Raw genomic sequence first — 14,372 nt, 5'->3', positions numbered from 1 at the left:
TGAACTTCATTGTTTGTGAAGCTTTTCACAAGTTTGTTCGTGAGTAACACTTCATGAATTCAATATACATGAAATCATTTCATTTGTGTATGTCTATTTTGTGAAACTTTTCACAAAATAATTCAAAAAATGCACTGCTCTATATTAGCAGTGCATTTTTTTTATGCTAACGCTTGTGCTAAATCTTCAATTAAATCTTCGCCGTCTTCAATACCGACAGAAATTCGAATTAATGTATCTGTAATTCCTAATTCTTTGCGACGATCTGCTGGGATTGATGCATGTGTCATTTGAGATGGGATAGAAATTAAACTTTCCACTGCTCCTAAACTTTCAGCCAGTGTAAAGTATTGTAATTTCTCAAGTACTTTATTTAATGTTTCTTCGCTATCTACATCAAATGAGATAATGGCACCAAATCCATTTGCTTGTTCTGTTGCTAAGCCATGGTTTTGATGTGACTCAAGACCTGGATAATATACTTTATTTACTTTTGGATGGTTATTTAAAAACTCAGCAATTGCGCGTGAATTCGTTTCATGTTCTTCCATACGAATTCCTAATGTTTTTAAACCACGTAGTAGTAAGAAGCTATCTTGCGGGCCAAGAATGCCTCCTGTTGAGTTTTGTACAAAGTGAAGGTCTTCTGCTAATTGCGGGCTATTTACAACTACTAGACCTGCAACTACGTCACTATGACCTCCTAAATATTTCGTTGCACTGTGAAGTACAATGTCTGCTCCTAAAGAAATCGGCGACTGCCAATATGGCGTCATGAATGTATTATCAATAATTGTTAATAAATCGTTCTCTTTCGCAAGAGTAGATATTTTTTTAATATCAGTAATTTTCAGTAATGGGTTCGTTGGTGTTTCCACATAAACTGCTTTCGTATTTGGACGAATTGCTTCTGCAACTTCCTCTAAGTTTGTTGTATCTACAAATGTATGCTCAATACCGAAGCGGTTTAATACTTTCGTGATAACGCGGTACGTTCCACCATACACATCATCTGTTAAAATAACGTGGTCACCTTTTGAGAACAACATAATTGTAGCTGTAATAGCAGCCATTCCTGAACCAAATGCAAAACCAGCATGACCGTTTTCTAATACAGCAATCATTTCTTCTAAAGCTGCACGTGTTGGGTTGCCTGTACGTGAATATTCATATCCTTGATGCTTACCAACTGCTTCTTGTTTGTACGTACTCGTTTGATAAATCGGTACATTTACAGATCCAGTTGAAGGTTCTCCTATGCGAATACCATGAATTAACTTTGTCTTTGCTCTCATTTTTTATTCCCATCCTTTGTATATGTCTTTACTTAAATAGCGCTCACTACTGTCAGGAAAAATCGTTACAATATTTGTACCTGGCGCTGCTTTCTCTGCTTCAAGTAAACTTGCATGAAATGCTGCTCCTGAAGAGCTTCCAACAAGCAGTCCTTCTTTTTGCGCTAATTCCTTCACTCGTAAAAAGGCATTTCGATCAGAGATTGTATGAATTGCATCAAAATAAGATGTTTTCAAAAATGGCGGAATGAATTCAAGGCCAATCCCTTCTGTTTCATGAGAACCAGCTTTACCACCATTTAAAATGGATCCTTCTGGTTCCACAATAACGGTTTTTATATCTACATTTTTTTCTTTCAAATAAGATGCAGTCCCCATGAATGTACCACCAGTTCCTGCTCCTGCAACAAATATGTTAATCTCTCCGTTAAGTGCCGACCAAAGTTCAGGACCTAGTGTTTTGAAATAAGCACGAGGGTTTGCTTCATTCGCAAACTGACTTGGAGAGTATGAATTCGGTATTTCATTTACTAATTCTTTTGCTTTTGCAATTGCACCCGTCATTCCTTGCTCAGTCGGTGTATGCACAACCGTTGCGCCTAGTGCTTTCATCAATTCTTGTTTTTCGATACTAAATTTCTCTGGTACACAAACAATGACGCGTAAATCATGTTGTAACGCTGCGAGTGCCAGTCCAATACCAGTATTTCCAGCTGTCGGTTCAATAATTGTTCCGCCCTGGGTAACAAGCCCTTTTTCTAGCGCATCTTCGATTAATTCTCTTCCTAAACGATCCTTAACGCTTCCGCCTGGGTTATAAAATTCAAGCTTTGCAAATAAACGGACCCCTTCAGGAAGTGAAAAGCGAGTAATTTCTACAATTGGTGTATGACCAATTAATTCATGAACTCCACGATATACATTCATCGTGTTCTCCCCCTTATTTGCCAATAAAGAAAAGGCAACTGTATGTATTTTCTTTATATGAGACAGTTGCCTTTTTGTTACATTACTTTAACTCTTCTAGTACTTTTACGATAAAGTTTGTAGAATGAAGAGCTGCTTGATCTAAAAATTGATCAAATGAAACATTGGATTCTTTACCAGCAATATCAGAAAGTGCACGAATGATAACAAACGGAACTTCATATTGGTGGCATACTTGTGCAACAGCTGCTGCTTCCATTTCTACTGCATAAAGATCTTCAAATTTATCACGAATGGCTGCAACACGGTTCGGATCACTCATAAATGAATCGCCTGTTGCAATCATACCTTTTACAACTTGAATATTTTCTTCTGTTTGCATGCATTTTTCAGCTAATGCAACTAATGCCTCATCAGCCTTGAATCCAGGCGGCATTCCTGGTACTTGACCATACTCATAGTTAAATGCTGTTACGTCTACGTCATGGTGACGAACTTCTGTTGAAATAACGACATCTCCAACATTTAGAGAGTGATGGAATCCACCAGCTGAACCAGTATTGATTACTTTTTCAGGCTTATATTTTTCTAATAAAATTGTCGTTGACATCGCTGCATTTACTTTACCAATACCAGACTTTAACAAGATTACTTCATGTCCCGCTAATAGTCCTTTCGTAAATTCACAACCTGCAACCGTTTCTGTTTCTGCTTGTTCTAATTTGTCACGTAAAATACGTACTTCTTCTTCCATTGCTCCAATTACAGCAATTCTCAATCTAATCCCTCTTTCTATTGCTTAGTTGCCTCCATTACCCAAACGAAATGATTTAATCTCGTAAACGTTACATGGAAGCCATTGTTTTCAAAAATAGACTGCATGATAGGAATACGTGTATAGTATTCTGTTTGCAAATCGTTCGCTAACTGATGAAAACCTCTTTGTTTTGCTGTTTCAACAGTTTTATCATATGCATCTTGATCTGCAAATATCGTATCAGCAAACACTATTTTACCACCTTTGTTTAGCAATTGACTATACTTCGCAACCGCTACATTTTTTTCATCATCTGTTAAATGATGAAATGCATAGGTGCTTACTATGGTATCAATTGAATTTGGGACTTCAAACGAAAGAAAATCACCTTCTGTAATGGAAAACTCTTTTGGCAACTTCTCTTTAGCAATCATGCGCATTTCACGTGACGGTTCTATACCGTAAACTGTGCGACCAGCAAGCAATAATTTATTTGTTAAATTGCCAGTACCAACACCAAATTCTAATACATTACCAAATGACTTGTTAACTACATCCTCTAAAATGTCCTCATAACGGGCGAAAACTTCTTTATATTGTATATCTTCACCTTGTACGAATGAGTCGTACGTATGAGCCCACTCATCAAATAAACCATTAAATTCTGTACCCATAAAAATTCCCCTTTTTCTTATCGGTTTTATCAGTATAATATGCCCTCTTTCTAAAAATGTCAATTGAAATGCACATGGTATTTCCTTCTTTTCTTTGTTACACTATAGGTGATTACATAGGAGAGGGGTCGTCTTCATGTCATTTACCTTTGAAATGTTAGAAGATAAAGTAGAATTTTTTGAAGCGGGAGACTTGGCTTCTTTAGAACGAAAAATTAGTGAACAAATCGATAATAATAAAGCACTTATGCTTGAAGTTCATCATATCTCACATCAAATGGTTATGGATCCCGAAAGCAAAAGACCGTATTATAGCGCCGTTGTTCATTTTAAGTTAAAAAAATTACGCTAACTAAAAAAAAGAAGCCCCTAAGGAGCTTCTCTTTTTTAGTTTAGCGTTTGAACAAGTACTGGTTTCCAGCCCTCATTGTCTACCCAATCAATATTTACATAATATTTTTTACCTGATTGCTTATCTTGTACGTTGCCGTAAGCTTTATTTTTACCGTTATTTCCGATTCTATGAATAACTAATTGCTCTACCGGAACATCAATTGCAGCTGAAATCGCTTGATTCATCTCATTCCAATCTGCTGTACCTTTTTTAAACGTCATCGCAGGTGTTGCACCTTGCTCTGTACCTACTGGCTTCCAAGAAGATTTCGTATAAGCATCTGTTGCCTTTGGCTGTGTTTTTTCAGCTGTTACTTTTTCATTAGATTTAGCTTCTTCTTCAGCTTGTTTCTTTTCTTCTTCTTCAGCTTTTAACTTCTCTTCTTCAGCCTTTTGTTTAGCTTCTGCTTGCTCTTTTTTCTTAGTAGCTTCTTTATCTTCTTTATCTTCTGATTTTCCAGATTTCTCATTCTTTGTTGTTTGCTGAGATACTTTCTTTTCAGTAGAAGATGCTTGCTCTTTCGTATTAGGAACAAACAATTGATATGCTACAATAGCTACTAATAGTAACACAATAGCAATTGCAATATTTAAAACACCGTTTTGACGACGTTTTTGTTGTTTCTGTTGGAATCTAGATCCTCCTGCCATTCTTCAAACCTCCATGCAGTTTTTCATACTTGCTATTGTAACATTAAATCTAGAAAGGTTGAACATTTACAATAATATTTTCATGAAATGAAAACATTTTACTATAAATTGCAAGATTACTTTTCATTCTCTAATCGATAGATTTCCTCTACAATATCTTTAAAAACAGGTGTAACTTTATTTACATTACTATCAGTTTCTATATCAACGACAACTAAAGCATATCTTGGGTGTTCATATGGAAAATAACCTGCAAACCAGCGATTCACTTTCGTTCCCTTTCCTGTTTGTGCTGTCCCAGATTTTCCAGCGACACTTAATGGTAACGACCTGAATGCTGCTCCTGTTCCTTTTCCCGCCGTTACAACACTCCTTAATAACTCCTGTAATGTTTTCACTGTTTCATACGAAAGCTGTTTTCCATTTAATGTATGGTTTTCAAATGAAAAAAAATCCGTTCCATTTTTATACACTATTTTCTCAACAGCTTTCACTTCCATCTTTTCTCCGTTTCTAGCAATCGTCGCCATCATATTTGCAATCGCTAAAGGTGATATACGTACATCTTTCTGTCCAATTGCTGTTTGTGCTATCGCTTTATTACTATTCTTATTTACTTCACTCCGCCAAATAGTAGCACCCTTCTCCTCAGGCATTTGCTCAAAATGCGCTGTATGAAACACTGAACCTTTCCATCCAACCTTTTCAGCGCCCCCTAAAGCCGCTACGTAAGTTTCTAGCACCTCCCTATCCTTTTGCATTAGCTCATTACCTAACTCTGAAAATGTCCTATTACAGCTTCTAGCAAAGCTCTCTTTAAAACTAATTGTGCCCATCATAACTTGTGGACGATTTTCACCATATAAATCTTTATCACAATTGAATGTGCGGTTAAACACATTCACATTTTGATCAATCACTGCTGCTGCAACTACTGTTTTAAAAACAGAGCCCGGAAAATGTGGTGTTAACATTTGATTCTCAAGTGTAGTCTTATATAAATTTTTGTCTTTCATCTGTACAGATGGTTTACTGACCATCGCCAAAATTTCATTCTTCTTTACATCAAGTAATACTAATCCCCCCTTCTTTATTTCACTTTCCTCAATTGCCTCTTCTGCTTTTTGCTGCAATTCTTTATGTAACGTAGTTTGAATCGTAACTGGATAAAATGGATTTCCAGGTGAAGTATATTTTGCTTGTTTTCCAAAAATCGGTTCTCCTTGTCGATCCACTTGATACAATACTTTTGCCTCTCCATCAGTCAATAGAAATTCATCAAATGATTGCTGTAATCCAGAAATACCGATTGGCGTTTGCTTTGAAATTTTTTTCACTTCTCCGTATCGCTTTTGAAATTCTTGTTCATTCTCTCCCACATCGCCAATTAAATGATTCATCGCTCCAGTTTGCTTTAATCGAACTTCGGCTGCTACAACACCTAATACATTTAATTGATTCACCTTTTCCATGTGCTCTTGCGTCAATCGAAATGGACCAGTTCCTCTTTGCAATACAAAGGCATTTTTCTTATCTTTCATTTGATTTTCGATCTCTTGTCTCGACAAACCAATGATATGCGCAATTTTCTCTAACATGCCATTTTTTATTTGTAAAAATGGAAAAATAATTAATACCGGATACTTTTCCTCATCTATTTCCTTACCGTTCTGATATATAAAACGCCCTCTTCCATCATCTATCGTAATAGATTGCGTCCGTTGCGTAACACTTTTTTCAATTAAATTAAGCTTGCGATCTGTAAACGATTCTGTATCAATAATTTGTATTTGAATTAAACGACAAAGTAATAAAAACATAACACATATAAAACAAATTAATACAATTGTAATTCTCCGTTTTATTTTCATAAAAAACACCTCGTCTATTGTAGTTTAGACGAGGTACCATTTTATTTATACAAGCTACAAAACAAAAATACATATTACATACGCTGTTATTGCTTCTTTGGCTGCTCTAGAAATTTCATAAGAAGCGATTTAAATTCTGCTTCATTCACCCCAGTGTTTTTGGCAACTTCAATTACAGTAGTGGTTACGTTAGCCGCTACTTTTAAATATTCCTCACTTAAATTATTCATTTCACTTCTTTTTTCTTTAGCATTCTCGACTGTTACAGAATCAATACAAGCAATCATTTTATCTACAATTTGTAAGTAATTATTTTCTGCATCTATTATTTTTTGAATATCATCTTTATTACTTACTTTCGATTGTTTCAAATATGTATATGCTTGATTTACTTCATCCTTTAAAATTTTATCATTATTCTTCGCCTGTTCTTGCAACATATTCTTCATGTCATCTATTGTTTTTTGGTCCATTGAGTCTCGCAATAAATAATCTGGATTCCCAATCGCATAATCATACTTAATTGTTACATTTTGAAATATTTTCATCACAATAGCTAATTGATATGCTACATCAAAATCATCAAATTCCTTTTTATCTTGTGGATTTTCTACGCTTTTTGAACCCTCAGTTGCTCTAGTATCCTTTTTTTCTTCTTGCTTTATTTTTTCGCCCTTTGATGATGTAGTTTCCTCATTCGTTCCACATGCAACGAGCCCTAATATGGATATACTACAAACCAGCCCTGTAAAGATTTTATGTTTCATAATTAGCCCCTTTTCCCTATTAAAACCTATAGTCCCTAATTATGATATCAAAGCTTAAAGTATTTTTTTGACATTTCCTGTCGAATCATTCGAATGTCCATACATTTTTCCATTCTACAGATAAAATAAAAAAAGATTCTCCCGAGGGAGAATCTTTTTTTATTTTACAGAGATAATCTCTACTTGCATTTCTCCACCTGGTGTTTGAATTGCTACTTTTTCACCAATTTGCTTACCTAATAAGCTTTTTGCGATTGGAGAATCGTTAGAAATTCTTCCTTCAAATGGGTCTGCTTCTGCGCTACCTACGATTGTGTAAGATTCTTCATCTCCACCTGGTAACTCTTTAAATGTTACTGTTTTACCTAATGTAACAACAGTAGATTCTTCGCCGTTATCTGTGATGATAACTGCGTTACGAATCATGTTTTCTAATTGTGTAATACGTCCTTCTACGAACGCTTGCTCATCTTTCGCCGCATCGTACTCAGAGTTCTCAGAAAGATCTCCGAAGCTACGTGCAATCTTAATGCGCTCTACAACCTCTTTACGTTTTACCGTTTTTAAATCCTCAAGTTCGTTCTCTAGCTTTTGCTTACCCTCTTGCGTCATAGGGTATGTTTTTTCTGTTGCCATATTTTCCACTCCTTTTATATACCAATCCCCCGAAAAAAGAGGAGTTCCATATGAAAACTCCCCCGCTTATATGTAGAGCGGAGGTTTCTAGCACGCCTGCACTAGCGGAGTTGTCACATACAACCCCGTATTTCCAATTCTTCTTTATATAAAGAAGATATGTATGGAAAGTTGATATAAATATGCCCTCACCTATATATAGATGAGGTTGCATGTTTCATTGTATTCGATAGGAAGGGAAAAAATCCCTTCCTATCGTATATCTTTTACTATGCTATTACAAATTTACTTTTTGTTCAAGAATTGTTGCAATTTTTGTCACCATAATATCAATTGCAACGTGGTTTTGTCCACCTTCAGGAATAATAATATCCGCAAATTTCTTAGAAGGCTCAATAAATTGATTGTGCATTGGACGTACAACATTTACGTATTGATCAATAACTGAATCCATCGTACGACCACGCTCTTTAATGTCGCGCTGCATGCGGCGTAAGATACGAAGGTCCGCATCTGTATCAACAAATAGCTTAATGTCCATTAACTCACAAAGACGTGGGTCTTCTAAAATAAGAATTCCTTCTAAAATGATTACATCTTTCGGCTCAACTGGAATGACTTCTTCTGAACGCGTATGCAATGTATAGTCATATACAGGCTTATCAATTTGCTCATATGCAAGCAACTGCTGCAAATGTTCAATTAACAGATCATTATCAAACGCAAGCGGATGATCATAATTTGTTTTTAAACGCTCTTCCATTGGTAAATGGCTTTGATCTTTGTAATAATAATCTTGCTCTAAGATTAAAATAGAATGACCTTTAAAATGGTCAAAAATCGCTTTCGTTACACTCGTTTTACCTGATCCCGAACCACCAGCAATTCCAATTACAACAGGCTTATTCGTCCCCATTCGACTATCACTCTTTCTTATTGAAGTATGCTTTTGCGCATCATATTATTCACATACACTGGTTGATCCACTTTGAATTTCACGATTTGCAACGGATGTCTCGCTGCATCTAATTCGTTTCCATCCTCATCCCAAATTTTCTCCACCGTTTGCGTAAAGTTTTCTATTTCTGGTCCAAAGAACTCCACTTCATGTCCTGGTTTGAAATGATTACGTTGCTCAATCGTTACGATGCCCGTTTCTTCATTATAATCTAACACTAAACCAGCAAAATCATACGTTGTTTTCTTACTATGATTTCCAAACATTTGCTCTTGATGTCCTGGAACCCCTTCAAAGAATGCAGGAGCTGTATCACGGTTTGCACATTTATCAAGCTCATCTAACCATTCTTGTTTAAACTCAAAGTTATCTGGATCCGCACAATACGCATCAATTACTTTGCGATATACAGTTGCTACAGTCGCTACGTAATGGATTGATTTCATACGTCCTTCAACCTTTAAGCTATCAATTCCAATTTCAATCATTTTCGGTATTGATAAAATTAAATTTAAATCTTTTGGACTCATTGCAAAATGAGCATCTTCTTCTTGGAATAGAGGCAGCTCTTTTGCATCTTTATGTTGTGATACTGTTTGAACTAAATCGTAGTCCCAGCGACAAGACTGACAACAACCACCACGGTTAGAGTCACGCGCTGTCATATGGTTACTTAATGTACATCTTCCTGAATAAGCGATACACATTGCACCATGGACGAATGCTTCAATTTCAATATCCACTTTTTCTTTAATTTCTTTCATTTCTTCATAGCTTGCTTCACGAGCTAATACAAGACGATGTAAACCTTCTTCTTTCCAATACTGTGCTGCTTTCCAGTTGGATAGTGATTGCTGTGTACTTAAATGCACCTCAACAGAAGGCGCTACACGTTTACACGTCTCAATAATAAGCGGATCGGCAACGATAATTCCCGTTACGCCAGCTTTTTCAATCCCTTTTAAATATTCCTCTAGCCCGTCCATATTCTCATTATGTGCAAAGATATTTGTCGTTACATATATTTTTGCTCCATATTTCTTTGCAAATTCAACGCCTTCTGCCATTTCTTCCAGCGTAAAGTTACCTGCATTCGAACGAAGACCAAATTCTTGTCCACCTAAATATACAGCATCTGCCCCGTAATGGATAGCTACTTTTAATTTTTCTAAATTACCCGCGGGGATTAACAGTTCAGGTTTCTTCACAATAACGCGTTTGCCATCGATCACTCGTGAAATTTCTTGTACAGTCATGTCCTACACCCTCCTCGTTTAGTAAACCGTTTCTTTAAAGAAGAATCCTGTATCTAACGGACGATTTACTGGTTGCATTTCTTCTATCTCTTTATATAAGTCGTCTTTCACGTCATAATACGCATCACGATCTTCTACACATAAATCAATTGCTTTACGATATTTTTTCGTTACTTCGATAATGTATTCAGAACTTTTTAGTACACCGTCGATTTTAAAGCTATCTACTTCACCATCGATTAGTTCTTCTAATTCATCGATGAAACAAATATCATTTGGGCTCATAATATGAGTACCATTTTCATCTTCATAAATTGGATATTTATTGTTACGCTCTGGATCATATAAGAACATATTCTCTTCATATTTTTTCTTTTCAATGTCAAGATTACGTCCTTGATACTCAAAGTAGTTTCCTACTAGTGAACGCTTCGATTGGAACATGCAAGTCATACCGTGAATTTGTACTTCAAGCTCCACTTCAGCATTTTCTTTTAATTCAACAATTTCATCTAAGCTAAGCTCACGAGCTAATACAGCACGTTTTGCTCCTCTTTGTCCCCAGTAGTTACAAGTAAACCAGTTTGTTGCTGTCGTTTCTGTATTCCAGTGCAACTGCATATTTGGTGCTACTTCGCGAACGGCCATTAATACCGCTGGATCTCCGAAAACAATCGCATCTACATTTACTTCGTTTAAAAATGCAACATAATCTGTTAACTCTTCTACTTTATCGTTGTGGAACATAGCATTCATTGCTACGTATACTTTCACACCATTTTCATGCGCAATATGAACAGCTTGTTTTACGTCTTCACGTGCAAATTCCCCTGCTAAACGTAAACCAAACTTTTGCTCACCGATCATTACCGCATCTGCCCCTGCTTTCGCAAGAGGTTCGATATCCGCCAATGTTTTTGGCGTTACTAACAATTCAGGTTTCTTCATACCTTGGTCACCCTCTCTTTTTACTAACAGCTACTCCATCACCAATTGGGAAAATCGTTGTATCATATCCTTCATGGTTCATAAGCCATTCATTGTACGTCTTAATACGACGGATTAAACCACGTGTACGTCTGTTTTCAATCTTCTCTTTAGTCGTTACAAGTCCATGATACATAACATTATCTGAAATAATTACGCCACCAGGATTTAATAACGGTTCATATAAGTCAAAAAAGCGACGATATTGTCCTTTTGCTGCATCAATAAAAATAACGTCAAATGTTCCGTGTTCTTTTACTTGTTCGCCCGTTTCTAACGCATCACCGTATATAACTGAAATACGTTCTTTTACTGGGGAACGCTCTATATATTCAAGTGCTTTTTCATATCGTTCACGATTGCGCTCAACTGTCACAATACGTGAATTTGGAATAGCTTGCATCATACGAATACTAGAATAGCCAATTGCCGTACCAAGCTCTAAAATGCTTTTCGGTCCAATTAAACGTAAAAATTGCAGCATAAATTCCATTCCAAGTCGATCCATAATCGGCACATGATTTTCTGTTGCATATTCTTCCATTTCCAGAATTAATTTATCTTTCGGATCAATAAATGATAATAGGTACTCGTTAACTGCATCCTCCATAAATGGTCCTCCTTATTTACATGGAGAAGTGCCTCTATGACGTCTTTTCACACATAGAATGCAATAAAAATACAAGCCAGCTTCACCCTTAGCTTGTACGTCCCGTTTTGATATTAAAAACGATTCTTCTGCCAGTTTTTAACCCGATATATTTTACCACAAAAAAGAGGGATGTGCGACCTTTTTCGCTATCCCTCCCCATTTCACTGTTTTTTCGTAATATATTTTTGCTTTAATGCATTATGCTCTTCTAACGTTTTCGCATAATACACTTCACCACTTGGTGCAGCTAAGAAATAATAATAATCTGTTTGCGCCGGTTCTAATGCTGCTTCTACTGAATGTTTACCAGAGTTTGCAATTGGTCCCACTGGCAATCCTTTCACAACATACGTATTGTACGGTGAGTTTACTTTTAAATCTTCGTATAATACACGTTGCTTATGCTTTCCAAGTGCGTATAATACCGTTGGATCCGTTTGAAGCGGCATCCCTTTTGCTAAACGATTATAGAACACACTGGATATCTTTTGACGATCTGTAAAACCAGTTGCCTCTTCCTCAATAAGGGAAGATAATGTTAAAAGCTGATGAACATCCCAGTTCTTCGCTTTCATTTTCTCCTCGTTTTGAACAATGATTGCATTCGTTTTCTCAAGCATCGGAATTACAACTTCTTCTAGCGTCGTATCTTTCTTATAGAAAGAATATGTCGCAGGGTATAAATACCCTTCTAACGGGTATTTAATATTGCTATCAAAGATTTTATCCGTTAATAACTTCGGATACTTTTGCTGCATTTTTTGAATAAATGCTTTATCGTTTAATTGACGTACAACATCATCTTTATTCCACTTTAATTCGCTTGCAACCGCTTCTGCAATTTCAGTTACTTGCGCCCCTTCTTTTATCGTCACTTTATAAAGAGCTGGACGATGTACATTACCAGATGACATTTGTTCAATAACATCTGTAACACTCATTGAAGGATTCAACAAATATGTACCAGCTTGTAAATTTTTTGATTTAGCCTTTGTATAAAAACTAAAAACTGTACCGTTTTTCACAGCACCTTTTTCTTCTAAAATCTCACCAATCTTACTAGTAGATGATCCCTTTGGAATTTCTACTTCAATCTCTTTTTTATTCCCGCTATCAACTGGTCCTAATGCCGATGAAATATACGCATAGACTGAACCACAAACTAAAAGCAGTGCAATAATCGAAAATAAAAAAATGCGTCTACGCTTCTTTTTCACTTGATTCTCTACCAAAACTCTTCCTCCTTATTCAATTGTAGGCCATATGTACATCTTTCTATACAACACGATGAAAAATCACAATAAACTTACCTATCATTTTTGACAGATACTTTATTTTTCTACAATCCGTCTCATTATACTACAAAGGATTACGCAGTTTCGACAAAAAATCTTTCATTTTACATATAAAAAAAGATGGACGATATATCGTCCACCTTTTCAGTACTTATTATTCAGCTTCTTGCTCATCAGCTAGAGTGTTGAACATTTCTTGTACCATTTCCCACTCTTCTTCAGATTCGATTGGAAGTAAACTTCCGCCCTCTTCTTCATTTTGCTCATAAGCCATTGCATCATAAATTTGATCTCCATCTTCGTCTACTTCACCGATTGGAGAGAAGACTACGTATGATTTTTTGCCAAATTTTTCAGCATCAAAAGTGAAAATAATTTCACATAAATGTTCGTTACCTTTTTCGTCTACAATTGTAATTTGATTTTCTTCCATTTTGGTCACCTCTTATTTACTATCTAAAAATCCTTGTAAGATTACGACTGCAGCCATCTTATCGATTACTTGCTTTCGCTTCTTACGGCTTACATCAGCTGAAATGAGCAGACGTTCCGCTGCCATCGTTGACAAACGCTCGTCCCACATTACAACGTCTAATTGTAACAGCTCTCGTAGGTTTTCTGCAAATTGCTGGCACGCTTCACCACGTGGGCCAATTGTACCATTCATATTTTTAGGTAAACCTACTACTATTTTGTCCACATTGTACTGCTTTACTAACTCAGAAATACGGTCAAAACCAAAGTGACCTCGTTCTTCGTTAATCTTGATTGTTTCCAGTCCTTGTGCAGTCCAGCCCATTTCGTCGCTCATTGCAACTCCGACTGTTTTTGTACCTACATCTAAACCTAATATCCGCATAAACTACTCCTCACGATGATGTTTCAAGTAAGACTTCACAAGCTCTTCGATTAACTCATCACGCTCAAGCTTGCGAATGATGCTTCGAGCATCTTTATGGCGAGGTATGTATGCTGGATCTCCACTTAATAAATAACCGACGATTTGGTTAATCGGATTATAACCTTTTTCTTGAAGTGCATCATACACAGTTAAAAGTACATCGTTTACATGGACACTCTGTTTTTCATCTTGAATGCTAAACTTCATTGTTTTATCAAAACCGTCCATTTCAAGCACCTCACTTATATAGTAAGTATAGGGAGAAGAACTTCTCCTCTCCCTACCATTGTACACTACTATCTCTTTATTTTGAAACAGATTTAACGTACTCTTGTACAAATGCTAAAGCTTC

Annotated in this window: 17 protein-coding genes; 1 reads left to right on the top strand and 16 read right to left on the bottom strand. The window is 36.2% G+C overall.

Annotated elements, in window-relative coordinates:
• Positions 1 to 161 precede the first annotated feature (161 nt).
• The 4 genes from BAQ48_RS22725 to BAQ48_RS22710 all read right to left on the bottom strand — a co-directional run bounded on the left by BAQ48_RS22725 (position 162) and on the right by BAQ48_RS22710 (position 3,653).
• Positions 162 to 1,295 (bottom strand): bifunctional cystathionine gamma-lyase/homocysteine desulfhydrase, encoded by a 1,134-nt coding sequence (locus BAQ48_RS22725; protein ID WP_071712934.1) that lies wholly within the window; start codon positions 1,293 to 1,295, stop codon positions 162 to 164.
• A 3-nt stretch (positions 1,296 to 1,298) separates the two neighbouring features.
• Positions 1,299 to 2,222 carry an O-acetylserine dependent cystathionine beta-synthase gene (locus BAQ48_RS22720; protein WP_001103872.1) on the bottom strand — a complete coding sequence of 308 codons (924 nt, stop codon included), beginning with the start codon at positions 2,220 to 2,222 and terminating at the stop codon, positions 1,299 to 1,301.
• Positions 2,223 to 2,304: 82 nt separating this feature from the next.
• The gene (mtnN, locus tag BAQ48_RS22715) at positions 2,305 to 3,000 is read right to left on the bottom strand and encodes a 5'-methylthioadenosine/S-adenosylhomocysteine nucleosidase (protein WP_071712933.1); all 696 of its coding nucleotides are present in this window, start codon (positions 2,998 to 3,000) and stop codon (positions 2,305 to 2,307) included.
• Positions 3,001 to 3,014: 14 nt separating this feature from the next.
• On the bottom strand, positions 3,015 to 3,653 hold the full coding sequence (locus BAQ48_RS22710) for a class I SAM-dependent DNA methyltransferase (protein ID WP_071712932.1): 639 nt from the start codon (positions 3,651 to 3,653) through the stop codon (positions 3,015 to 3,017).
• Between the two features lie 136 nt (positions 3,654 to 3,789).
• Between BAQ48_RS22710 and BAQ48_RS22705 the strand changes: the two genes are divergently transcribed.
• The gene (locus tag BAQ48_RS22705; protein ID WP_000010984.1) at positions 3,790 to 4,005 is read left to right on the top strand and encodes a YrzA family protein; all 216 of its coding nucleotides are present in this window, start codon (positions 3,790 to 3,792) and stop codon (positions 4,003 to 4,005) included.
• 35 nt (positions 4,006 to 4,040) lie between these two features.
• Here the strand turns inward: BAQ48_RS22705 and BAQ48_RS22700 are convergent, their stop codons facing one another.
• The 12 genes from BAQ48_RS22700 to BAQ48_RS22645 all read right to left on the bottom strand — a co-directional run bounded on the left by BAQ48_RS22700 (position 4,041) and on the right by BAQ48_RS22645 (position 14,248).
• A complete protein-coding gene (locus BAQ48_RS22700) occupies positions 4,041 to 4,697 on the bottom strand; it encodes a YrrS family protein (RefSeq protein ID WP_071712931.1) in 657 nt (218 codons plus the stop codon).
• A gap of 116 nt (positions 4,698 to 4,813) precedes the next feature.
• Positions 4,814 to 6,568, bottom strand: a complete 1,755-nt coding sequence (locus BAQ48_RS22695; RefSeq protein ID WP_071712930.1) for a peptidoglycan D,D-transpeptidase FtsI family protein — start codon at positions 6,566 to 6,568, stop codon at positions 4,814 to 4,816.
• 86 nt (positions 6,569 to 6,654) lie between these two features.
• Positions 6,655 to 7,335, bottom strand: coding sequence for a hypothetical protein (locus tag BAQ48_RS22690; protein WP_071712929.1), 681 nt, complete (start codon positions 7,333 to 7,335; stop codon positions 6,655 to 6,657).
• A 159-nt stretch (positions 7,336 to 7,494) separates the two neighbouring features.
• Positions 7,495 to 7,971, bottom strand: coding sequence for a transcription elongation factor GreA (gene greA / locus BAQ48_RS22685; protein ID WP_000179964.1), 477 nt, complete (start codon positions 7,969 to 7,971; stop codon positions 7,495 to 7,497).
• Between the two features lie 277 nt (positions 7,972 to 8,248).
• Positions 8,249 to 8,887, bottom strand: a complete 639-nt coding sequence (gene udk, locus BAQ48_RS22680) for a uridine kinase (RefSeq protein WP_000537081.1) — start codon at positions 8,885 to 8,887, stop codon at positions 8,249 to 8,251.
• Positions 8,888 to 8,904: 17 nt separating this feature from the next.
• A complete protein-coding gene (locus BAQ48_RS22675) occupies positions 8,905 to 10,185 on the bottom strand; it encodes a peptidase U32 family protein (RefSeq protein ID WP_000217969.1) in 1,281 nt (426 codons plus the stop codon).
• A gap of 18 nt (positions 10,186 to 10,203) precedes the next feature.
• Complete coding sequence (locus BAQ48_RS22670; protein WP_071712928.1) at positions 10,204 to 11,133, bottom strand: peptidase U32 family protein; 930 nt, start codon at positions 11,131 to 11,133, stop codon at positions 10,204 to 10,206.
• 7 nt (positions 11,134 to 11,140) lie between these two features.
• Positions 11,141 to 11,782 (bottom strand): O-methyltransferase, encoded by a 642-nt coding sequence (locus tag BAQ48_RS22665; protein ID WP_000389100.1) that lies wholly within the window; start codon positions 11,780 to 11,782, stop codon positions 11,141 to 11,143.
• 203 nt (positions 11,783 to 11,985) lie between these two features.
• Complete coding sequence (gene mltG, locus BAQ48_RS22660) at positions 11,986 to 13,056, bottom strand: endolytic transglycosylase MltG (protein WP_071712927.1); 1,071 nt, start codon at positions 13,054 to 13,056, stop codon at positions 11,986 to 11,988.
• Positions 13,057 to 13,273: 217 nt separating this feature from the next.
• Positions 13,274 to 13,552, bottom strand: coding sequence for a DUF1292 domain-containing protein (locus tag BAQ48_RS22655; protein ID WP_000392246.1), 279 nt, complete (start codon positions 13,550 to 13,552; stop codon positions 13,274 to 13,276).
• A gap of 12 nt (positions 13,553 to 13,564) precedes the next feature.
• Complete coding sequence (gene ruvX, locus BAQ48_RS22650; protein WP_001221202.1) at positions 13,565 to 13,978, bottom strand: Holliday junction resolvase RuvX; 414 nt, start codon at positions 13,976 to 13,978, stop codon at positions 13,565 to 13,567.
• A 3-nt stretch (positions 13,979 to 13,981) separates the two neighbouring features.
• Positions 13,982 to 14,248 (bottom strand): IreB family regulatory phosphoprotein, encoded by a 267-nt coding sequence (locus tag BAQ48_RS22645; RefSeq protein ID WP_000348590.1) that lies wholly within the window; start codon positions 14,246 to 14,248, stop codon positions 13,982 to 13,984.
• Positions 14,249 to 14,372 lie beyond the last annotated feature (124 nt).

The sequence above is a fragment of the Bacillus luti genome (assembly GCF_001884105.1).
Taxonomy (GTDB): domain Bacteria; phylum Bacillota; class Bacilli; order Bacillales; family Bacillaceae_G; genus Bacillus_A; species Bacillus_A luti.
This window is presented reverse-complemented; position numbering and strand designations above follow the sequence as displayed.